We start from the raw sequence: 20,313 nt of genomic DNA on the forward strand, positions 1-20,313 counted from the left end.
CTACTCCGGGAAGCCATTCGGGATAGTTCTTCCCACGCACGGCCGACCAATATCGTCGCCTGTCGCGCTATTTTCGCATCGCTCGCCTGTCGCGCTACTCTCGCGCCTCGCGCAACTTCTCGACGTGGGAATCGATGACCGACAGCGTCGCGTCGGCGTCGACGTACCCCTTCTCGTACTCCGCCATCGCCCGGTTGTAGTCGCTGAGGAACTGTGCCACTGCATCGTCCAGTTCGTCGCTCATACCGGGTCGTTGTCCCGCCATCTGTCTTGAACCTTCGGACGGCAGAAGGTCGCCACCCACCGACGCAACTCACCGTCGCCACCCACCGACACCACCCACCGTCGCCACCCACCGACACCACCCACCGTCGCAACTCACCGACGCGACACCATCCGTCGGACCGTCGATTTATCACCACGCCTCGCCAACGCGCCGGTAGTGACGACACTGCGCTTCGAAGACGGGACTGTCCACGTCGCCGCCGACGAGTCCCTCCTCGTCGATACCGACCTTCCGGGCGCGGAACCCGACCCTCGAAGCGGCGGCTTTCGAGCGCCCGCGATGCGATACGTCGAGATTCGAGACGCCCTCGATGCGGCGGGCGTCGAATACGACGACCGTATCGCTGCCGACTCTCCTTCGCTCTCGCTTTCGACCACTTACGACCTCCGTGAGTACCAGCAGGCGGCGCTAGACGCGTGGCTTGATGCAGAAAGCCGCGGCGTCGTGGAACTCCCAACGGGCGCGGGGAAGACGGTCATTGCCGTCGCCGCGATAGCCCACCACTCGGTGTCGACGCTCGTCGTCGTTCCGACCATCGACCTGCAGGACCAGTGGATACGCGAACTGGAGACGGAGTTCGACGTGCTGGTCGGTCGGTTCGGCGGCGGCGAGCAGCGACAGGAGGCGATTACGGTCTCGACGTACGACTCGGCGTTCCTCCGCGCCGACGATGTGGGCGGCGACTTCGGTCTCGTCGTCTTCGACGAGGTGCACCACCTCGGTGGCGAGGGCTTCCGCGACATCCCGCGCTTTCTCACTGCCCCCGCCCGCCTCGGCCTGACAGCGACGTTCGAGCGACCGGACGACGCGCACGAACACGTCGAAGCCCTCGTCGGCCCCCGCGTGTACCAACTCGACGTGGACGATTTAGCGGGCGAACACCTCGCCGACTACGAGATTCGGCGGGTCGAAGTCGAACTCACGGCCGACGAGCGCGAGGCGTACGAGGACGCCCAGTCGACGTTCGTGAACTACCTTCGAACCTCGGGACTGTCGATGAACTCGGGCAGCGACTACCAGAAACTCGTGATGCGCTCAGGAAACGACCCCCGGGCGCGTGCGGCGCTCTTGGCCAAACAGCGCGCCCGTGACGTGATGATGAACTCCGAGGCGAAGGTGGACAAACTCGGCCGCCTCCTCGACCGCCACCGCGACGACCGTGTCATCATCTTCACCGCCTCGACGGACCTCGTCTACACCATCGCCCAGCGGTTCCTCGTGCCGCCAATCACCAGCGAGACGGGGACGAAAGAGCGCCGGGAGATTCTGGAGCGATTCCGCGACGGCACCTACGACACGGTGGTCGCGGCGAACGTCCTCGACGAGGGCGTGGACGTGCCGGATGCGAACGTGGCGATGCTCCTCTCCGGGTCCGGGTCGGAACGCGAGTTCACGCAACGGTTAGGGCGCGTCCTCCGCCCGAAGACCGACCGCTCAAACGCGATTCTCTACGAACTCGTGAGCGTCGAAACGGCGGAAGAACGGGTCGCAGACCGGCGACGATAAGAAAACCGCGTTTTCAGGTGAGCGTCACGTCCACGTCGCCGCCTTTGGCGAACGTGTCGAACGCAATCTCGAACTCGACCGAGAACGGGACCGTCTCGCCGGAGGGAATCGTTACGCCGACAGTCCGGGTCGATTCCGTTTCGCCCGCTTTGACGCGAACTTTGACGGTGGCGACACGCTCAGTTTCGGAGTCGTTGACCACCTCGCCGACGACGCGAAGGCGGCCGTCGTCGGTTTCCTCCACGTCGAACGTCGCGATGCGCACCGGTGGCGTCTCCGGGGTGTAGCGCTCTTCACCGGCGGGCGGGTTCGGCGGGGTTCGGGGACCGGTCGCGTCGGGGAGGTTGCTGAGGCACCCGGACGAGAGTCCGACCGCGGCGAGTCCGAGGAAGCGGCGGCGCTCCATACCCTCGCGTCCGTCGCCGGTGGCATGAACTTTGTCGTCCCGTCCGTGACCAGCGGCCCGTGGTGCTTTTGTCGCCGCCGCGCTTCGTGTCGCTCGTGCTGACCAAAGACCTCCTTCGCGTGTCGCGGGCGGGTGGCGGCTATCACCCGCAGTTTGCGACCCGCGGCGACCGCCCGCTGGCCGCCAAGGCGCTCGGCGTCTTTCAGCGGCACGTCGGTGAGCGGCGGGCCGATTTGGACGAAGCGCTTTCGGCCCTCGAATCCGAGGCGGATGACTTCAAACTCGCCCGCGGATTCGCGTCGCTCCTCGAACGGGATGCGGTGTTCGAGACGCAGGCACCGCTGCCGCCCGTCCGTGCTCGCCGCGCCGCGTTCGAGGCGGCGATGGAGGTCGGTGGTGTGACGTCTCCCGACGAGCGGGCCGCGGCCCTCGACAGCGCCGCCGAGACACTTGGAACTACCCCGGAGGCAGTGGATTCCTCGCTCGTCGCCGACCGCGAGGTCGAACAGGTCCTTTCCGACTTCGACCCGCGGTGGACGCCCGACGAGTTGCTGGCGCAGTACAATCTCTCCTTGGCGCAGACGGCCCTGTTCGACGCGACGGAGGTTCGGGTACGGAGTTCCGACCCGAAGGCGCTCGTCTCGGCCGTCAAACGCCTCAAATTGATGTACGAAATCGAGCAGACCGATGCGGGACGAGCGGTGGTCGTCACCGGACCGGACGCCCTCTTCCAGCGAACTCGGCGGTACGGGACTGCCTTCGCCCGCCTTCTCAGGACTGTCGCCACCGCCGGAGACTGGCGCTTGACGGCGACTATCGACGACCGAGGGCGAGAGCGCGAGATGGCGCTCACCAGCGACGACGTGGCCGTGCCGGGTGTCGAACCAATGGCCGAACCCGGATTCGACAGCGACGTGGAGGCTGATTTCGCCGCCCGGTTCCGCGGACTCGACTTCGATTGGAAACTCGTCCGCGAACCCGAACCGCTCCAGACCGGCACGAGCGTCATGATTCCGGACTTCGCGTTCGACTACGCTCCCGCAAGTGGCGGCCTGTCGGGGTCCGCCAGCGGACGCGCCGACTTCCGCGTTTTCTTCGAGATTATGGGCTTCTGGACGCCCGAGTACGTCGAGAAGAAACTTGGCCAACTCGCCGATGTCGAAGATGTGGAACTCGTCGTCGCCGTGGACGAGTCACTGGGTGTGGGCGAGGAGATTGCCGCCCGCGACCATCGGGTCGTGCCCTACACCGGCTCGGTTCGAGTGAAGGACGTGGTGGATGTCCTGCGGGAGTACGAAACGGACCTCGTCGCCGACGCAGCCGCGACGCTCCCGGATGCGCTCGTGCCCGACGAAGACGTGATTGCGCTGGCCGCCGTCGCCGAGGCGCACGGCGTTTCAGTCGATGCCCTCGACGGCGTCTTGTTTCCCGAGCACGAACTCGTCGGCCGGACACTGGTTCGGCCGTCCGTCCTCGACGAACTCGGCGAGGAAATCGAGGCGGGACGCTCCCTTTCGGAGGCCGAAGCCGTCCTCGACGTGTGGGGTCTCGACGACGCCAGCGCGGTCCTCTCGCGTCTCGGCTATCGCGTCGAATGGGAAGGACTCACCGGCGGGACGGTCACAGAGAAATAACGGGTCGTCTGCGGCGCGTCAGTCGAGTTTGACGAGTTCTTCCTGTCGCCCCTTGGGAACTGTCGAGCGCAGTTCGCCATGGAGATACAGGCCGACACCGAGCGGTTCGCGTTCGCCGGCAATCTCGTGGGCCGCGACGAGGTAGCCCCAGTCGCCGTCCCACCAGTCGAGTTGTTGGTCGTGGCCTGCGACGAACGCCTTCGCCTCACCCGGACTCAGTTCGATGACGTTCTTGGTCGCATCGCGGCAGAACCGCTGGACCGCGTTGGTCGAGGGCTTCCAGTGTCGCTGGCGAGTTCGGAGGATGCGCATCCCGAGGCCTTCGACCTGAATCGGGTCGACGACTTCGCCGTGGAACGCCCAAATCTTCCCGGCACCCTTCTCCCAGAAGGTATAGCCCTCGAACAACTCGGGGCCGACACCGAAGCGTTCGACCCACCATTCGATGAGTTCTTCGCGGGACGGACGGCCCTCGACGACCCGGTCGTCAGCTGTCGCCGGGAGACGGTCGAACTGTTGGCCCCAGTTTTCGTCTTCGGCGGTCTCGTCTTTCATGCGTTCACCTCCAACTTCGCGGTGAAGAACCCGCCCGTGTCGTTCAGGTGCGGGTAGACGCGGCGTGCCTTGGCGACCGAGGGGTCGTACTCGGTGTCCTCCCACTCGGTGATGCCCGGTACCGTCTCGAAGTTGTCGGGAACGTCCCAGTCGACAACCGAACAGTCCTCCCGTTCGAGGACGAAGTCGAGGACAGCCTCGTTCTCCTCGGGCGCGAAGGTACACGTGGAGTAGACGACGGTGCCGCCGGGTTTCGTCACCTGCACGGCGCGACGAAGGATGCCCTTTTGGATGCCTGCGACACTCTCGACGTGGCCCATGTGCCACTCGTCGAGTACGTCGGGATTCTTTCGGCAGGTGCCTTCGCACGAACACGGGGCGTCCACGAGAACGCGGTCGAACTGGTCGAACGCGCCGGATTCGTCGAGATTTCGCTCGCCGAAAGGCTTCATCGAGAAGTTGCGGGCGTCTTGATTTGCGACGACGAGGTTGGTCACGCCCAATCGTTCGGCGTTGTGGCGGAGCGCCGAGAGGCGGCCGAGGTTGTTGTCGTTGCCGACGAGAACGCCTTCGTCGTCCATCATCGCCGCAAGCTGGGTCGTCTTCGACCCCGGTGCCGCACAGGTGTCCCACACTTTCTCGCCGGGTTGCGGGTCGAGCGCGATGGCTGGGAGTGCAGAGACTTCTTCCTGACCGTGGAGCCACCCGTGGAAGTACGGCCACGAGGTCCCCGGGCTTCCGTCGTCGAGTTTGAGGATGCCGGGGTGCCAATCAGTCGGTTCGTACGCGACGCCCTCGTCGTCGAGGGCCTCGCGGGCACGCGCCACCGTGGTCTTGATGGTGTTGACGCGGACCACCGACGGAAGCGGGCGCTCACAGGCTTCGAGAAACGCCTCCTCGTCGTCTACGAGGGGCGCGTACCGCTGGAGCGGGTTCATACGACGTGGCTTCGACGGGGGCGTGTTTGTCGGTTTCGGAGTGCGCGGCGAATCGAAACGAGTCGCTGATGGCTGGGTACGACAATCCCACCACTCCGGCGGTTTTACTTTCACGCGGTGTCCATGTTCACTCATGGCACGCATATCAGTTCTCGAAGACGGTCTCACCGACCAACTGGAGTCGCCGACGCTCATCGAGGGGCTTCCGGGTGTCGGTCTCGTCGGGAAGATTGCCGCCGACCACCTCGTGGACGCGTTCGAGATGGCCCACTACGCAGACGTGTACTGCAGCGGTGTCCCCGAAGTCGCCGTTTACATGGAAGGCGAACCGGCCCTCCACCCGCCGGTTCGACTCTACGCCGACACCGAACACGACCTGCTCGTGTTGCAGAGCGACATCCCGATTCGACCGGAGGCGGCCACCGAACTCGCGACGTGTCTCGAACCGTGGTTCGACGACCTCGACGTGACACCGGTGTTCCTCTCCGGCATCGCCCGGGAGAAATCCAAGACACCACCGGCGCTCTACGGTGTCGGAAGTAACGGTATCCTTCCGCGACTGAAAGAGGCCGGTATCGGCGAACCGACCGAATCCGGTCTCGTCTCCGGGCCGACGGGCGCGCTCTTGAGCTCTGCCGTCAAGTCCGGGCGTCCGGCCCTCGGTCTCATCGTCGAGTCCGACCCGCAGTTCCCGGACCCGGCGGCCGCCCGCATCATCATCAAAAACGGCATCGAACCGCTGACGGGTATCGAAGTTCCGGTCGACGACCTCGTGGACAGGGCCGAGGAGATTCGGCAGGCCAAAGAGCAGTTGGCCCAGCAGATGCAGCAGGCGGACGAAGAGAGTACGCAGGCTAGACCGCTCGGGATGTACCAGTAACGCGCCGACTGAGCCAGTCGCATGCCGAGCGCGGGGGGTATCGATTTCTCCGCTCGGTCCCGACGCGACGAGAGTGTTTCGGCCGCCGCGCAGTCTTCACTCTTAAGCCCTATCGTGCACTTCACCCGTCCATGAGCGACGACCCTGCCGAGTCGGCGACGGAACCGACTGCAGAATCCGACGACGAGACGGCCGCGAGCGCGGACTCGCAGTCGAACGACGAGGACGCGTTCGACTTCGACGACGAGGTCGTAGACGAGGAATCGGACGCCGACGGGGCCTCCACTGAAGCGGCGGATGCCGGCGAGGCAGCCGAAGACGAAGCGGCCGCCGAGTCCGAGACGCTCGCTGCCCGCGTCTCCGAGTACGACGACGACCTGGCCGCCGAGGTTGACGAACTCGAATCGCGCGTCGCCGAACTCCAGTCGGCGCACGAGGAGGACGCAGAGCGGGCGTCCGACCTCGAAAGTCGTCTCAAGCGGACGCAGGCGGACTTCCAGAACTACAAGAAGCGCGCGAAGAAGCGCCAGAAGCAAATCAAAGAGCGCGCGACCGAAGACTTCGTCGAGCGCGTCGTCACCGTCCGCGACAACCTCGTTCGCGCGTTGAGTCAGGACGAAGACGCCGACATCCGCGACGGCATCGAATCGACGCTCAAGGAGTTCGACCGCATCCTCGAAGACGAGAACGTCTCGGTCATCAATCCCGACCCCGGGACCAAGGTCGACCCGAACCGCCACGAAGTGATGATGCGCGTCGAGAGCGAGCAACCGGCAGACACTATCGCGGACGTGTTCCAACCCGGCTACGAGATGGCCGACAAGGTCATCCGCGCCGCGCAGGTCACCGTCAGCAAAGACGAGTAGCGTCCCCGGTCAGAAAGGCGAGTCACGACAGACAACCGGACAACCGAGTCACGACGGACAACCGAGTCGCAACCGACGACCGGAAAGCCGGGTCGCAACCGACGACCAGAAAGACGAATAGCGACCGACGAACGCAACGTCTGACGCCAGCGAGGACTTTTCTTTGTACCGCTCGTCAGTCGTGATATGCGACTTCGTCCCCGTCGCCGACGCCCGACGGTTCGCGTCACGCAACACGGCGACCCCCTCGACGATGACCTGCTTTTCATCCTCGGATGGGGAAACCGACCCGACCACCGAAGCGTCGAGTGGCTCATCGGCCACCTCGAACACGTTGGCTACCACGTCCACGCAGTCGAACTCCCGACGAACGGGTGGGAGTTCGACAGCCAGTACGTCGACCCGGTCAGGGCGTACGCCCTCGACCGCGACATCGACCTCGTTTTGAGCCACAGCACCGGCGGACTCGTCGGGGCACACCTCGACCTCGCGGTCAGACACGTCTTTCTCAGCCCATGGTGGGGCATGGCGACCGACGGCCTTGACACGCTTTTGTTCCCACTCATTCAGCGAGTACCGACGACGCGACGACTCGTCCCGAACGGCATCACGAGAGCGTCGCTCGGTGAACTGAAACTCGCCGCCGAGGTTGCGGACGCGCCGGACCGCGTCTCGCCAGCGTTCCTCCGAACCATCTCCGCGGCACAAGAGACGTTGCCGCCGTTCAATCCCCGGAACACCGTGTTCTACTCGCCGACGGACCGGGTCGTCAGCGTGCGTGCAATCGGCGAGCGAACTCCGGCGTCGAACCTCGTCCCGTACGACGGCGGACACGAGTTCTTCGCCAGCGAAGCACGGGAACGAACACTTTCGCTCGTCCTCGATGCGCTCGACGATGGTCCCGAAGCCGTCCGACCTGAGGCGTCCCACGGCGAACGGGCGGAATCACCGCGCTCGGCCGATTGAAGCCGAAGACGTCCGGTTCGACGCGACCGCTCTGCGCGACTGAGTATTCACGAGAGATACGTCAGGCGGTTCTACATAAATTCTCCGGCCCTGTTCCGGGTGGGTTTCGAATAATCGCATGACGGCGGCGACTCACATTGTGCATGTGTGTCGGAGTGTCTAGTAACCTTTAACCGGCAAAGGACGGTATCTGTGGCCAAGATGGCGAGCAATAAGATTCTGGGTATCGACCTCGGTACCACGAACAGCGCGTTCGCGGTGATGGAGGGGGGCGACCCGGAAATCATCGTCAACGCAGAGGGCGACCGAACGACACCCTCCGTCGTCGCGTTCACCGACGACGGTGAGCGTCTAGTCGGAAAGCCGGCGAAGAATCAGGCGATCCAGAACCCCGAGCACACGATTCGCTCGATCAAGCGCCACATGGGTGAGGACGACTACTCCGTCGAGATTGAGGGCGAAGCGTACACGCCCGAGCAAATCTCGGCGATGATTCTTCAGAAAATCAAGCGTGACGCCGAAGACTACCTCGGCGACGAAGTCGAGAAGGCGGTTATCACCGTCCCCGCATACTTCAACGACAAGCAGCGTCAGGCGACGAAGGACGCTGGTGAAATCGCAGGTCTCGATGTCGAGCGTATCGTCAACGAACCGACCGCGGCGTCGATGGCCTACGGTCTCGACGACGAGTCGAACCAGACGGTTCTCGTCTACGACCTTGGTGGCGGTACCTTCGACGTTTCCATTCTCGACCTCGGCGGTGGCGTCTACGAAGTCGTCGCGACGAACGGTGACAACAGCCTCGGTGGCGACGACTGGGACGAGGCAATCATCGATTGGCTCGCCGAACAGTTCCAGAACGACCACGGAATCGACCTCCGCGAGGACCGACAGGCCCTCCAGCGCCTGAAGGACGCGGCCGAAGAGGCCAAAATCGAACTCTCCTCACGCAAGGAGACGACCATCAACCTCCCGTTCATCACGGCGACCGACTCCGGCCCGGTCCACCTCGAATACGACCTGACGCGCGCGAAGTTCGAGTCGCTGACGGCCGACCTCGTCGACCGCACCGTCGAACCGACGGAGCAGGCCCTCGAAGACGCCGGCTACTCCAAGGACGACATCGACGAAATCATCCTTGTCGGTGGCTCCACCCGGATGCCGCAGGTGCTCGACAAGGTCGAAGAGATGCTCGGCTCCGAGCCGAAGAAGTCCGTCAACCCCGACGAAGCGGTCGCCCTCGGTGCGGCCATTCAGGGCGGCGTCCTCGGCGGCGAAGTCGACGACATCGTCCTCCTCGACGTGACGCCGCTGTCGCTCGGTATCGAGGTCAAGGGTGGTCTCTTCGAGCGTCTCATCGAGAAGAACACGACCATCCCGACCGAAGAGTCGAAGATTTTCACCACCGCGGCCGACAACCAGACGACGGTGCAGGTCCGCGTCTTCCAGGGTGAACGCGAGATGGCCGAGGACAACGAACTCCTCGGCGAGTTCACGCTCTCGGGCATCCCACCGGCACCGGCCGGAACGCCGCAGATTGAAGTCGGCTTCAACATCGACGAAAACGGTATCGTCAACGTCTCGGCCGAGGACAAAGGCTCCGGCAACGCCGAGTCCATCACCATCGAAGGCGGCGCTGGGCTCTCCGACGACGAAATCGAGCGCATGCAGCAGGAGGCCGAACAGCACGCCGAAGAGGACAAAGAGCGCCGCCGCGCCGTCGAGGCCCGCAACGAGGCCGAAGGTGCGATTCAGCGCGCCGAGACCCTCCTCGAAGAGAACGAAGAGAACGTCGACGACGAACTTCAGGCCGACATCGAAGCGGCCATCGAGGACGTCGAGGCGACGCTCGAAGACGAGGATGCTTCGACCGAGGAACTCGAAGACGTGACCGAAGACCTCTCGAAGGAACTGCAGGAAATCGGCAAGCGCATGTACCAGCAGCAGGCCCAGGCGCAGGCCGGCGGCGCTGGTGGCATGGGCGGCGGTGCCGACCCTGAAGACTTCGTCGACGCCGACGCGGACTTCGACGACGAAGACGACGAATAACGCCGCCAACAAACGCGCCCGTTCGGACTTCCCGACGCGGGCGGGCGGATTCCAACCGAACCGGTGGCTGTGAGACCGCTCGCACTCGCCTCCACCGGAGACGCATTTTTCAAATACCTTCGACGGTTACAAGGTGATAACCGATGAGCGAGGACTTCTACGACGTACTCGGGGTCTCGCGGGACGCCTCCGAAGATGAAATCAAGAACGCGTACCGCAGAAAGGCCGCCAAGTATCACCCCGACGTGTCCGACGAACCGGACGCCGAGGAGAAGTTCAAGAAGGTCCAGAAGGCCAAAGAGGTCCTCACGGACGACGAAAAGCGCCAGATGTACGACCAACTCGGCCACGAACAGTTCCAGCGGGCCCAGAAACACGGCGCTGGCGGTGGCGGCGGTCGCGGACGGGGCAACCCCTTCGGAGGCGGCGGCAACCCCTTCGGCGGCATGGGTGGCGGCGGCTTCGAAGACATCTTCAACAACCTGTTCAACGGCGGCGGAAGGGGCCAACAGCGCAACCGCCCGCGGCAGGGCCGTGACGTTGCCCAGCGCATTGCCATCGACCTCGAAGAGGCCTACCACGGGGTCGAAAAGGACGTCACCATCCGCCGCCGCGAGGTGTGTCCGGAGTGTGACGGCGCGGGCCACCCCGACGATGCCGACGTGAACACCTGTTCGCAGTGTAACGGGCAGGGGCAGCAGACGACCGTCCAGCAGACGCCGTTCGGCCGCGTCCAGCAGACCCAGACGTGTCCCGCCTGTGACGGTGAGGGCAAGACCTACAGCGAGGACTGTCCGGAGTGTCGCGGCAAGGGACGCGTCCGCCGCACGCGTGACGTGACCATCACTATCCCCGCCGGGTTCCGCGACGGCCAGCGTCTGCGGTACCGTGGTGAGGGCGAACCCGGCGAAAACGGTGGGCCGAACGGTGACCTGTTCGTCGAGGTCACCGTCCGCGACCACGACGAGTTCGAGCGCGACGGCGACGACCTGTACTACACCCATCCCGTCTCGTTCCCGCAGGCCGTCTTCGGCGCGACTGTCGAGGTGCCGACTATCGACGGCGAGGAGGAACTGGACATCCCGGCCGGGACCCAGAGCGGAACGACGTTCACCGTCTCGGGCGCGGGAATGCCGCACCTCGAAGGCCGTGGCAGTGGCGACCTGCACGTCGAGGTCCACGTCGTCACGCCTGAAGACCTCAACAAAGAACAGCGCGAGGCGCTCAAGCAGTTCGCCGAGGCCGGTGGCGAAGAGGTCAAAGAGGGTCTCTTCCAGAAGTTGAAGAACTCGCTGTAAGCCCCGATTTCGAGTCAGTCCGTCGATTTTTCCATCTCAGTTTCGCCACTACGTTCACCTTTCTTCGGCCCTGAGTTTCTAGGCATGTCCTACACGAAGGCAAACTACCGCGACGTGGACGAACTCGCCGGGGCGCTGCGCTTCATGCGCGGGCCGCTGGAGTGCGACAAAGTGGGATTCACCGTGGTCGAGTGCGACCCGAACTGGACAGGGAAAGAGCACAACCACGTCGAACTGGGTCACGAGGAAGTGTACTTCCTCGTCTCGGGAAGTGCAACGATGGTTGTCGAGGGCGAGACGGTCGAACTCGAACCCGGCGACGCAATCCGCGTCTCGCCCGAAGCCACCCGGCAGTTGCGAAATGGAGACGAAGACAGCATGCTCATCATCGCTGGCGCGCCGTGAGTTTTCGGGGCGTGAGCGGATGATGATGTTCACGAGAGCAGGTTTCTCGTGCAGCAAACGGAACTATATTCAATTATCTATCCCGCGAGGGAATTTATTTGTGCCAGTGGCCAATATTAGTTAATATGCCGACACGACGTGAGCTGTTCACTACGCTTGGGTCAAGTGTGCTGGTGCTAACCGCTGGGTGTTCGACGACCAGTGATCAAGAAACTCGGAACACAATCGATGTTATCGTGAACAACAACCGTCGGGAGTCGCCAGCTGCAGTTACTGTCGAGCTCTTGAAAGACGATGCGACGGTATTTCACCAGTTTGTAACACTCCAAGCAGGACCGGATTCTGTGTCGAGGTCTATTGGTGCAGTTCGGGGGGTGCAGGACGAAGCTGAGGTGACTATCAAGGCGAGTCTTGAATCCCCTGCCAAAGAATCTTCTAAGACGATTGCTGCCGGATGTCTTCCAGATGATACACACACCGAAGTCATTGTGACAATCGCACCGGGAGATAATATCGAGATCTCCTCGAACGGTTGTGACCGATAAAAATACGACCGCGAGTGCGGTTAGACCGATTCAAATTCGGGATAGAGTGGCGTCCCTGGTACGGTTGTGTACGTTTTCCAATCGAAATTGTCACAGCTACATGGGCTAGCATCAATCTGCTCTACAACTTCGAATGTATATTCTGGGTTGAATATGAGCGAGTAAGAATCACCTGGCGGCATATCGTTGAATACCGTTAGATGAGTTTGGGCGGAATGGGCTCCATCACTTTCTTTCTGGGGTAGATTGTCGTATTCTTTCTTTAGAGGAATGTCGAATACAAACTCAGTGTGATTCTCGGTAGGCGTTACATCGGTTTCCTTACCATCACCAGTTAGGAATTTGACAATTGCGGCTCCAACACCCACATATATATTTGGGGACGTACCAGCGATATCAAGAACAGTCTCAAACCAGTCGTGACTTTTGGTTACTGTTTCGTTATTTTGTGGCTTAGGACGATCTAAGCTGATTTCGTCGTAGTTTTGGTCTCCGTTGTAGTAGTCTTTTGCCTGAATATCAAACTGAAAGTTCACTGGGCGAGGTCGGGAGTCCACCATTGTGTTACCATTGTCACAGAATGTGAACATGGGTGATTCCGGAAGCTCGGAGAAATGGCAGAAGAACTCCCACGGGTTTGATTCATGAGACTCAATTTGATCGTAGCTTTTCGGACTATGACCTGCAACACCGGCCTTCATTTCGAAGGAATGTGAGACACTGCTATCGCAATCACTGTAACTTCCGAAAGTATTGTCGCTCCACTTCGTCTCTGCTAGAATTCCGCCTTCGTTCTCAGTCATTGGCCATCACCTTTGATTGAATACAGTGGCGAGTTGTCCGCCAGCTTAGTCAACCGTTTAAGCCCAGTATCCGTTGGAAGACCTCTCTTTGGGATTGTGAAGTCGTGTTGCGAGTTGGCCCAGTGGGGACGCATTACATGCTTTTCTTGTGCGAGGTCTGGGTCTCTAGGACCATCGTCAGCATAGAGGTTGAACCCAAGGTGTCCAAACTTCCCCCCTGGTCGGGAAATCATTCCATTGAACTGATCGTGGTGTTTTGTTAAAGTTACTCGTAGAGGAGTGCCATCCTTCTTATATTTCGGATCAGTTAATACCCCGTAATAATCGTCTGCAGGGTGAGAGTTCTCCGTCATTTGTAGCTCTTTGAGAGGAATATTGAATCCAGCAATTTTGAGTGCGCCTCGGAGATCTGTTCCATCTTGGACGATGTTACCACTGACGCGACCTGCTGATTTGTGTGTTAATGTATCATAGCTGTGTCCAGTGTAGTCACCATCTGGCGTTGCGGAAGCGGAGGAGCTGCCAGCTACTACTAACGCACTACCTGCTGCCACATTTTTAAGTACTGTTCTCCGGCTCAGGCCTTTTCTTCTTTGAGCCATCGATTTACCACCCGAACGTTCAGATAATAAATTTAGTGACATAAAGTATATTATATTGAAGATTCAAATATATTGTCATTACTTCCGCCTCAGTGAGCGTGGTGGTGATCATGCCTTGGTGTGCACTATCACTAAGCAACACTGAGGAGCGATATCAGTACGTTATAATCCACTCTCAAAGCATTACAAGCCACTTCCAAGCAATTGAGAAATTCTCAGAAGATGATTCAGTGGTTCGTTCCGGCTCCGTCTACAAGCAACATAAAGAACTTCGCCAGTCCGAGGTACCGCTAAGCGACAAACGAGATTGTGACTTTCTCAAACAGTTCTAGACTGACTTTGTTCAAGTAGAACATCAAGATGGTTCAAAAGAAAAAACGAAAATAAGACTAAGCCAGGGTTGATCCCTGACCTCCCTCGATTAGGATTGAGCGGTCGGCTCAACTACGCCGAACAAAACCCCATCAAAAAGTGGTTTCATACCCTCAAAATACGAGTAGACCGCTTCCATAATCCGTGGCTTGGTAGTCACGCGAGCGTCCACGAATGGCCCAGACAGTTTGCACAATACTATAACTTCCAGAGACCACACCGGGTGCTTGACGGAGAACGCCGATTGAGGGTCACTAACTAGACTGTGCCCCGAGATCTAATCCGAGTACAATAGTGAGGGAATAGTCCACGTCTTTTTTCGCACCGACTCCGTACGGCCGCCTATGGACGTTATCGGCGACCTCATGGCACGGGACCGGCGGAGCGACCGACTCGCGCTTCGGGTCGATGGCCCCGGTCGAACCTACACGTACCACGACCTCATCACGACATCGTACAAGGCCGGTAACGTGCTTCGCTATCTCGGCGTCCGAAAGGGCGGCCACGTCGCTATCGAACCCACCTTACTTCCCGAACCGATACTGACGTTCCTCGGGGCGGCTCAACTCGGGGCTATCACGGCGTTCGACCCACAGTTCGAGGCCCGAGCGACCGTCGTGGATGTCGAACGCGAATCCGAGTTCGAAGACCTTCCGCCGGGCCAGAAACTCGCCGTCTTCGGCGGCCCGCCGAGCAACTCGACGACGACGCACTGGGAGCAAGAAGTCTGGAGCGAGAACCCCGCGGTCCACCCCGAAATCGTCAGCCCCGACGACGCGGCACTCGTCGCCGACGACCGAGAGTATACGCACGCCGACCTGCTCACCGCAGCGAAGCGTGTTGTAGACGACTACGGCCTCGACGAAGACGATACCGTGGCGATTCGCGCGTCGCTCTCGCACCCCGGGACCGTCGTTGCAGGTGTCCTCGCGCCGCTTCTCGTCGGTGGAGAAATTCTCGTTCCCGATGGCGACGACCCCGTGGATGCGGCGCTCATCGTCCGCGAGCACGGTACCGAGACGAACGCGGTTACGCCGGACGAGATTCTCGACGAGCGCCGATTCACCTGAGTTCCGAATCCGAGTGTGAATCGGATAACTCTGGATATTTCTGAATATCTATGCAACTTCTATGCCAATCTCTGTAGTCTAATCAGTACATTTATCGTCCCATTGTCTAATCAGTGACAACGTACAACATGTCAACTGATAACTCTCCATCGCTCTGGAGACAGTACCGTTCGGTGAGCATTGTCTATCGAATCGGCTTGGCGTTCGTTCTGGGGTCGCTTCTCGGTCTCGTCGTCGGCCAACCCGCGACTGCGTTGAAGCCAATCGGCGACCTGTTCGTTCGGTTGCTGAAGATGCTCATCGTTCCCATCGTCGTGTTCACGCTCCTGATGGGTGTTCGGCAACTCTCTCCGTCGTCGCTCGGGCAGGTCGGGTTACAGGTCGTCGGCCTGTACGCGGTTACGTCGGCGCTCGCAGTGGCAATCGGATTGGGCGTGAGTAACCTCATCAGCCCCGGTTCTCGCGGGCTCGAACAACTGCTCGCACAAGCCGAAGCCCAGAGTGCCGAAGCACCGAACGCGGTCGAGGTGATTCTGAACATCGTCCCGACGAACCCGCTGGGCGCGATGGCCGAGGGGAACGTACTCCCGACCATCTTCTTCGTCGTCGTCTTCGGCCTCGGCCTGTCGCTGGTCTGGGAGGAAACGGACGACGAATCCGTCAAATCCGGCATCGAGACGTTCTTCGACCTCGCCGACGCGGGGGCCGAAGCGATGTACAAGGTCGTCTGGGGCGTCATGGAGTTCGGCGTCGTCGGCGTCTTCGCACTCATGGCGAACGTTTTCGGAACGGCCGGTGTCGACGCGATTCTGCCGTTCGCGCTTCTCATCGCGACGATGCTCGTTGCCGCTATCGTCCACATCAGTGTCGTCTATCTCGGCGGTCTCGTCGTTGGACTTGCTCGTCGCTCGCCGTTCGCGTTCCTCTCTGGGTCGCGGGATGCGATGGTGACGGCGCTGAGCATTCGGTCGTCGTCCGGCACGCTTCCGGTCACGATGTCCGACGCCGACGAGAACCTCGGCATCGAAGAGCGAATCTACGGCTTTTCGCTCCCGCTCGGCGCGACCATCAACATGGACGGGACGGCGATGTATCAGGGCGTCGCGGCCATCTTCGCGGCCAACATCATGGGCGTGAACCTCTCGCTCGTCGACCAGTTCGCCGTCGTCGCGGTGGCTGTCCTCGCGAGCATCGGGACCGCCGGGGTACCGGGGTCCGGACTCATCATGCTCACGCTGGTCCTCACGCAACTCGGGTTGCCCCTCGAAATCGTCGGCCTCGTCGCGGGTGTCGACCCCATCCTCGACCGGATTCGGACGATGGTGAACGTGACCGGCGACCTCGCGGTGACGACGGTCGTCGCAAAGTGGAACAGCGCAGTCGACTTCACGGCCGAGGCGTGGAGCGACGGTGTGGTCCCGTCGGTAGCCGACTAACGCCGCGTGCGTCAATCGTGCGTCTCGGTTGCTACTCGAACACCGACTATTTGTTTTGGTACCGCATCGCCTCACGCATGAGTGACACGACAGTCATCTCGGGTGAGCGCGTCTCGCTTCGTCCCGTCGAGCGCGACGACGCAGACCTCCTCCAGCGGTCGATGACCGACCCGGAGATTCGCATCCCGCTCGGCTCCGACCTGCGGAACCGACACGAGACGACCGAGTTCATCGAGGAGTACATCGAGGGCGACGACAACCTCTCGCTCGTGGTCGAAGCCGAGGGTGAACGAATCGGCATCGTCGCCGTGAAGAGCCTCAAACCCGTCCGACCGGGACTCGTCTACTGGTTCTTACCCGAGTATCACGGACAGGGATACGGAACAGAGGCCGTCAGTTGTCTCGTCGAGTACGTCTTCCGCAACGTCGATTGCCACGGCGTCCACGCTGCCGCGTTCGACTTCAACGAGGGTTCGCGCGCCCTCCTCGAAGGACTCGGATTCACCGAAGAAGGACGGTTCAGAGAAGCGCGATTCGTCGATGGGTCGTACGTCGACGTGGTTCACTTCGGCCTGTTACGCCGCGAGTGGGACGCGACCCAGTCGGACTGAGCGTCCGAGTGGTCGGGGAGTCCGCTCTCGACCCGCTTCAGGACGCCTGTTCGAGCTTTTCGAGCGCCTCGGGGTTTTCGATACTGCTCATGTCGCCGAGTTCTTCACCGCTGTAGATTGCCGAGATAGCGCGGCGGATAATCTTGCCCGATTGGGTCTTCGGGAACTCTTCGACGAAGAGAATCTCGCGCGGACGGAACGGCTTCCCGAGTTCCTCGCCGACGATGCCGCGGAGTTCCTCGCGCAGGTCGTCGCTCTCTTCGACGCCGTCTTCGAGGACGACGTAGGCGACGACGGCGGTTCCCGTGGTATCGTCGGGGACGCCCACGGCAGCGGCCTGATTTACCGCATCGTGTTCGATGAGCACGCCTTCGACCTCGGCGGGGCCGACTTTCCGACCGGCCACGTTGAGGGCGTCGTCGGCGCGGCCATGCAAGAACCAGAACCCGTCTTCGTCTTTTTGCGCCCAGTCGCCGTGGTCCCAGAGGTCGTCCCACGACGACCAGTAGGTGTCGAGGTAGCGTTCGTCGCCGGACCAGAGACTCTTGGTCATCGACGGACAGGAGTCGCGGGCGACGAGGAAGCCGCGTTCGTGGGTGTCGGCGATGGACTCACCCGAGGAGTCCACGATGTCGATGTCCATCCCGAGACCGGGGCCGCCCAGACTGCACGGCTTGAGCGGTTGGGTCGGCATCGGCATGAGGAAACACCCGCAGATTTCGGTGCCGCCGGAGATGTTGATGATGGGTGCGTCGCCCCCGCCGACCTTCTCGTAGAACCACATCCACGACTCGGGGTCCCACGGTTCACCCGTGGACCCGAGGAGGCGGAGGCTCGACAGGTCGTGGTTCTCGACGTGTTCGTCGCCGTACTTGCGGAGCGCACGGATTGCCGTCGGCGAGATGCCGAAGGTGGTGAGGCGGTGGCGCTCTATCATGTCCCAGAAGCGGTCCGGGTGCGGGTAGTCGGGCGCACCCTCGTACATGAAGATGGTTCCGGCGAAGGTGTGGTTCCCGATGAGCGTCCACGGTCCCATCATCCAGCCGATGTCGGAGACCCAGAAGAACCGGTCTTCGGGCTTCTGGTCGAAGCCGAAGTGAATCTCCTTGGCCGTCTGCATCTGGACGCCCGCGTGGGTGTGGACGATACCTTTCGGCTTGCCGGTCGTCCCCGAGGAGTACAGGAGCATCGACTCGGTGTCCGACGGAAGGTGCTTCGTCTCGTACTCCGAATCAGCCTCGCCGACGGCGTCGTCCCACCACTCGTCGCGGTCGTCGACCCACGGAACTTCCTCGTCGCTGTCCTCGAATCGCTGATAGACGACGGTGTGTTCGACGCATCCGGCTTCCTCGATAGCCTCGTCGGCGGTCTCTTTGAGGCGAATCTCAGACCCGCGGCGGTAGAATCCGTCGGCGGTAAAGAGGACTGAACACTCGGGGTCTTCGAGACGGGTTGCCGTGGCGTCCACACCGAACCCGGAGAAGATGGGGACGGCGATGGCACCGACTTTGAAACACCCATAGAGGATGGAGATGACTTCCGGAACCATCGGCATGTAGAGGCCGACGGTGTCTCCGGTGTCGACGCCGTAGGATTCGAGGACGTTGGCCACGCGGTTCGCCTCGCGGTGCAGGTCGTGGAAGGTCCGCTGGACGACTTCGCCGTCTTCACCCTCCCAGATGCAGGCCACGCGGTTTCGATCCGGCGAGTCGACCGCCGCGTGGCGGTCCAGCACGTTGTGGGCGATGTTGATTTCGCCGCCGGGATACCAGTCTGTGAACTGCGGTCCGTCGCTGTCGTCGCGGACGTCGTCGTACTCCTCGTAGAAGTCGATGTCGAGGTAGTCGACGAGTTCGTCCCAGAACCAATCGACGCCGGAGGCACCGACGCCAGGGGCCTCGGTCGTAGTTCGCTCGATGAGTTCGTCGTAATCGTCGATGTCGTGCTCCCGCATGAACTTCGTCACGTTGGCGTCCGCGACGAATTCCGGGTCCGGTTCGTGCACCACCGTGTCGGTATCGGGTACGTCCATAAACCGACATACCGCGACAGCAACCAAGAATCTTTACTGTCTTTCATTTGGAATTGCGGTGACGAGCGGGAATCGGGTGCCTCGCCCGGGGTGTTTTTGTTTACCCGACAGCTATACTGAACTATGTACGTCCGGGATGCCAAGAACCGGGACGAAGTCTGGTTGCTCGACTCGCTCGAGGAACTGGGGTTCGACGATGGCGCGTTTCGGTCCCGCGACTACGTCATCGCGCTCGACGAGGAAACCAACGAGAAGGCCGGGTTCGGTCGGTTTCGTGTTCACAAGGGCGACGACTCATTCTGTGAGATAACGTGTGTTGGCGTCCCCGAGCGGTGGCGCAGACAGGGTGTGGGCGCACACATCATCGAACGCCTCATCAACCGGGCCAGCGCCGAGGGCTTCGACACCGTCTACGGATTTTCGTCGGCGTACCGCTACTGCACGCAGTTGGGTTTCGACCCCGTGGACGCCCGCGACCTTCCGGAGGACGTGCGCGAACGTCTCGAACAGGTCAAAGAAACCGACCCCGACGCCATCGCGGTGCGACTCGACCGCGACGACTTCGCTATGCCCTCGCGACTCCGCGAGCGGTTCAAGTCGGCGGCACCCAGAGCCGACCCCGGTGCCGGAGAGTCGGAACTCTCGGCGGAAGATTTCGGCTACGACGAGGAGACGCCGACGAAGTACTCGACCAACCTCCGGCGCTGACGGCGAGCGACGAGGGCGCGTTCGCGAGCGCGTGCGACCGCCTCAGGTCCGGTCTTCGAGGAAGTCGGTGCTGAAGACAATCCACGACAGCACGCTACAGAACAGAATCGGCGGGAGGATGGCAAAGCCCCAGAGCGGTTCGAGTCCCTGAAGCAAGATGAGAACCACGTCGGCCAGTCCGAGCGCGAGAAACGGTGCCGTCGCAAGCGCGGCACGCTTCCGGTTTTTACCGCCCTCTTCTTCCGGCAGCGGACCTGGTCCAGACTCACCTGCGGATGACGGGGTCGATGTCGACGAGGGCGTGTCCATGCTCGCTCATCAGGCGTGGACGAGCAAAAGCGGTGC

At 61.6% G+C, this 20,313-nt stretch carries 20 protein-coding genes and 1 pseudogene; 13 read left to right on the plus strand and 8 right to left on the minus strand.

What is annotated here, in order from left to right:
* Positions 1-94: 94 nt before the first annotated feature.
* Positions 95-244, minus strand: coding sequence for a hypothetical protein (locus ACH9L7_RS04600; protein ID WP_396612560.1), 150 nt, complete (start codon positions 242-244; stop codon positions 95-97).
* A 198-nt stretch (positions 245-442) separates the two neighbouring features.
* On the opposite strand from ACH9L7_RS04600, the gene ACH9L7_RS04605 reads away from it, so the two are divergent.
* Positions 443-1,792, plus strand: a complete 1,350-nt coding sequence (locus ACH9L7_RS04605) for a DEAD/DEAH box helicase family protein (protein WP_396612561.1) — start codon at positions 443-445, stop codon at positions 1,790-1,792.
* Between the two features lie 13 nt (positions 1,793-1,805).
* Here ACH9L7_RS04605 and ACH9L7_RS04610 read toward each other — a convergent pair whose 3' ends face one another.
* Positions 1,806-2,198, minus strand: a complete 393-nt coding sequence (locus tag ACH9L7_RS04610) for a transcriptional initiation protein Tat (RefSeq protein WP_396612562.1) — start codon at positions 2,196-2,198, stop codon at positions 1,806-1,808.
* Positions 2,199-2,293: 95 nt separating this feature from the next.
* On the opposite strand from ACH9L7_RS04610, the gene ACH9L7_RS04615 reads away from it, so the two are divergent.
* Positions 2,294-3,832, plus strand: coding sequence for a DUF790 family protein (locus ACH9L7_RS04615; RefSeq protein WP_396612563.1), 1,539 nt, complete (start codon positions 2,294-2,296; stop codon positions 3,830-3,832).
* Positions 3,833-3,850: 18 nt separating this feature from the next.
* On the opposite strand, the gene ACH9L7_RS04620 is transcribed toward ACH9L7_RS04615, so the two are convergent.
* Together ACH9L7_RS04620 and ACH9L7_RS04625 are read right to left on the minus strand one after the other, a co-directional pair.
* Positions 3,851-4,387, minus strand: coding sequence for a hypothetical protein (locus ACH9L7_RS04620; protein ID WP_396612564.1), 537 nt, complete (start codon positions 4,385-4,387; stop codon positions 3,851-3,853).
* Positions 4,384-5,325 carry an RsmB/NOP family class I SAM-dependent RNA methyltransferase gene (locus ACH9L7_RS04625; RefSeq protein ID WP_396612565.1) on the minus strand — a complete coding sequence of 314 codons (942 nt, stop codon included), beginning with the start codon at positions 5,323-5,325 and terminating at the stop codon, positions 4,384-4,386. The genes ACH9L7_RS04620 and ACH9L7_RS04625 overlap by 4 nt, the downstream gene beginning before the upstream one ends.
* 133 nt (positions 5,326-5,458) lie before the next feature.
* Here ACH9L7_RS04625 and ACH9L7_RS04630 point away from each other — a divergent pair, with 133 nt between their 5' ends.
* The 6 genes from ACH9L7_RS04630 to ACH9L7_RS04655 all read left to right on the plus strand — a co-directional run bounded on the left by ACH9L7_RS04630 (position 5,459) and on the right by ACH9L7_RS04655 (position 11,789).
* Positions 5,459-6,205, plus strand: a complete 747-nt coding sequence (locus tag ACH9L7_RS04630; protein ID WP_396612566.1) for a proteasome assembly chaperone family protein — start codon at positions 5,459-5,461, stop codon at positions 6,203-6,205.
* 131 nt (positions 6,206-6,336) lie between these two features.
* On the plus strand, positions 6,337-7,071 hold the full coding sequence (gene grpE / locus ACH9L7_RS04635) for a nucleotide exchange factor GrpE (protein WP_396612567.1): 735 nt from the start codon (positions 6,337-6,339) through the stop codon (positions 7,069-7,071).
* A 186-nt stretch (positions 7,072-7,257) separates the two neighbouring features.
* Positions 7,258-8,037, plus strand: a complete 780-nt coding sequence (locus tag ACH9L7_RS04640; RefSeq protein ID WP_396612568.1) for an alpha/beta fold hydrolase — start codon at positions 7,258-7,260, stop codon at positions 8,035-8,037.
* A 201-nt stretch (positions 8,038-8,238) separates the two neighbouring features.
* Positions 8,239-10,086 carry a molecular chaperone DnaK gene (dnaK, locus tag ACH9L7_RS04645; protein ID WP_396612569.1) on the plus strand — a complete coding sequence of 616 codons (1,848 nt, stop codon included), beginning with the start codon at positions 8,239-8,241 and terminating at the stop codon, positions 10,084-10,086.
* Positions 10,087-10,229: 143 nt separating this feature from the next.
* Positions 10,230-11,384: a molecular chaperone DnaJ gene (gene dnaJ / locus ACH9L7_RS04650; protein WP_396612570.1), complete on the plus strand. Its 1,155-nt coding sequence runs from the start codon at positions 10,230-10,232 to the stop codon at positions 11,382-11,384.
* Positions 11,385-11,468: 84 nt separating this feature from the next.
* On the plus strand, positions 11,469-11,789 hold the full coding sequence (locus ACH9L7_RS04655; protein ID WP_396612571.1) for a cupin domain-containing protein: 321 nt from the start codon (positions 11,469-11,471) through the stop codon (positions 11,787-11,789).
* A gap of 565 nt (positions 11,790-12,354) precedes the next feature.
* Here ACH9L7_RS04655 and ACH9L7_RS04660 read toward each other — a convergent pair.
* Together ACH9L7_RS04660 and ACH9L7_RS04665 are read right to left on the minus strand one after the other, a co-directional pair.
* Positions 12,355-13,137, minus strand: a complete 783-nt coding sequence (locus ACH9L7_RS04660) for a hypothetical protein (RefSeq protein ID WP_396612572.1) — start codon at positions 13,135-13,137, stop codon at positions 12,355-12,357.
* The gene (locus ACH9L7_RS04665; RefSeq protein ID WP_396612573.1) at positions 13,134-13,739 is read right to left on the minus strand and encodes a hypothetical protein; all 606 of its coding nucleotides are present in this window, start codon (positions 13,737-13,739) and stop codon (positions 13,134-13,136) included. The genes ACH9L7_RS04660 and ACH9L7_RS04665 overlap by 4 nt, the downstream gene beginning before the upstream one ends.
* 412 nt (positions 13,740-14,151) lie before the next feature.
* On the opposite strand from ACH9L7_RS04665, the pseudogene ACH9L7_RS04670 reads away from it, so the two are divergent.
* From ACH9L7_RS04670 to ACH9L7_RS04685, 4 genes and pseudogenes are all read left to right on the plus strand, one after another.
* Positions 14,152-14,373, plus strand: a pseudogene (locus ACH9L7_RS04670) (IS6 family transposase); the annotation flags it as partial.
* Positions 14,374-14,455: 82 nt separating this feature from the next.
* Positions 14,456-15,181, plus strand: coding sequence for an AMP-binding protein (locus ACH9L7_RS04675; RefSeq protein WP_396612574.1), 726 nt, complete (start codon positions 14,456-14,458; stop codon positions 15,179-15,181).
* Between the two features lie 128 nt (positions 15,182-15,309).
* Positions 15,310-16,617: a dicarboxylate/amino acid:cation symporter gene (locus ACH9L7_RS04680; RefSeq protein WP_396612575.1), complete on the plus strand. Its 1,308-nt coding sequence runs from the start codon at positions 15,310-15,312 to the stop codon at positions 16,615-16,617.
* 77 nt (positions 16,618-16,694) lie between these two features.
* The gene (locus ACH9L7_RS04685) at positions 16,695-17,228 is read left to right on the plus strand and encodes a GNAT family N-acetyltransferase (protein ID WP_396612576.1); all 534 of its coding nucleotides are present in this window, start codon (positions 16,695-16,697) and stop codon (positions 17,226-17,228) included.
* A gap of 37 nt (positions 17,229-17,265) precedes the next feature.
* On the opposite strand, the gene ACH9L7_RS04690 is transcribed toward ACH9L7_RS04685, so the two are convergent.
* Positions 17,266-19,260, minus strand: coding sequence for an AMP-binding protein (locus ACH9L7_RS04690; RefSeq protein ID WP_396612577.1), 1,995 nt, complete (start codon positions 19,258-19,260; stop codon positions 17,266-17,268).
* A 123-nt stretch (positions 19,261-19,383) separates the two neighbouring features.
* Here ACH9L7_RS04690 and ACH9L7_RS04695 point away from each other — a divergent pair, with 123 nt between their 5' ends.
* Positions 19,384-19,968 carry a GNAT family N-acetyltransferase gene (locus ACH9L7_RS04695; RefSeq protein WP_396612578.1) on the plus strand — a complete coding sequence of 195 codons (585 nt, stop codon included), beginning with the start codon at positions 19,384-19,386 and terminating at the stop codon, positions 19,966-19,968.
* A gap of 42 nt (positions 19,969-20,010) precedes the next feature.
* Here the strand turns inward: ACH9L7_RS04695 and ACH9L7_RS04700 are convergent, their stop codons facing one another.
* Entirely contained in the window at positions 20,011-20,277 is a 267-nt protein-coding gene (locus ACH9L7_RS04700) for a hypothetical protein (protein ID WP_396612579.1), read from the minus strand.
* Positions 20,278-20,313 lie beyond the last annotated feature (36 nt).

Origin of the sequence: Haloferax sp. S1W, assembly GCF_044593955.1 — an archaeon.
Classification (GTDB): Archaea; Halobacteriota; Halobacteria; order Halobacteriales; family Haloferacaceae; genus Haloferax.

What these genes read in the sequence shown, in the direction of transcription:
- ACH9L7_RS04600 (WP_396612560.1), bottom strand. Translation starts at nt 244, where the DNA reads ATGAGCGACGAACTGGACGATGCAGTGGCACAGTTCCTCAGCGACTAC.
- ACH9L7_RS04610 (WP_396612562.1), bottom strand. Translation starts at nt 2,198, where the DNA reads ATGGAGCGCCGCCGCTTCCTCGGACTCGCCGCGGTCGGACTCTCGTCC.
- ACH9L7_RS04620 (WP_396612564.1), bottom strand. Translation starts at nt 4,387, where the DNA reads ATGAAAGACGAGACCGCCGAAGACGAAAACTGGGGCCAACAGTTCGAC.
- ACH9L7_RS04625 (WP_396612565.1), bottom strand. Translation starts at nt 5,325, where the DNA reads ATGAACCCGCTCCAGCGGTACGCGCCCCTCGTAGACGACGAGGAGGCG.
- ACH9L7_RS04630 (WP_396612566.1), top strand. Translation starts at nt 5,459, where the DNA reads ATGGCACGCATATCAGTTCTCGAAGACGGTCTCACCGACCAACTGGAG.
- grpE (WP_396612567.1), top strand. Translation starts at nt 6,337, where the DNA reads ATGAGCGACGACCCTGCCGAGTCGGCGACGGAACCGACTGCAGAATCC.
- ACH9L7_RS04640 (WP_396612568.1), top strand. Translation starts at nt 7,258, where the DNA reads ATGCGACTTCGTCCCCGTCGCCGACGCCCGACGGTTCGCGTCACGCAA.
- dnaK (WP_396612569.1), top strand. Translation starts at nt 8,239, where the DNA reads ATGGCGAGCAATAAGATTCTGGGTATCGACCTCGGTACCACGAACAGC.
- dnaJ (WP_396612570.1), top strand. Translation starts at nt 10,230, where the DNA reads ATGAGCGAGGACTTCTACGACGTACTCGGGGTCTCGCGGGACGCCTCC.
- ACH9L7_RS04655 (WP_396612571.1), top strand. Translation starts at nt 11,469, where the DNA reads ATGTCCTACACGAAGGCAAACTACCGCGACGTGGACGAACTCGCCGGG.
- ACH9L7_RS04660 (WP_396612572.1), bottom strand. Translation starts at nt 13,137, where the DNA reads ATGACTGAGAACGAAGGCGGAATTCTAGCAGAGACGAAGTGGAGCGAC.
- ACH9L7_RS04665 (WP_396612573.1), bottom strand. Translation starts at nt 13,739, where the DNA reads ATGGCTCAAAGAAGAAAAGGCCTGAGCCGGAGAACAGTACTTAAAAAT.
- ACH9L7_RS04675 (WP_396612574.1), top strand. Translation starts at nt 14,456, where the DNA reads ATGGACGTTATCGGCGACCTCATGGCACGGGACCGGCGGAGCGACCGA.
- ACH9L7_RS04680 (WP_396612575.1), top strand. Translation starts at nt 15,310, where the DNA reads ATGTCAACTGATAACTCTCCATCGCTCTGGAGACAGTACCGTTCGGTG.
- ACH9L7_RS04685 (WP_396612576.1), top strand. Translation starts at nt 16,695, where the DNA reads ATGAGTGACACGACAGTCATCTCGGGTGAGCGCGTCTCGCTTCGTCCC.
- ACH9L7_RS04690 (WP_396612577.1), bottom strand. Translation starts at nt 19,260, where the DNA reads ATGGACGTACCCGATACCGACACGGTGGTGCACGAACCGGACCCGGAA.
- ACH9L7_RS04695 (WP_396612578.1), top strand. Translation starts at nt 19,384, where the DNA reads ATGTACGTCCGGGATGCCAAGAACCGGGACGAAGTCTGGTTGCTCGAC.
- ACH9L7_RS04700 (WP_396612579.1), bottom strand. Translation starts at nt 20,277, where the DNA reads ATGGACACGCCCTCGTCGACATCGACCCCGTCATCCGCAGGTGAGTCT.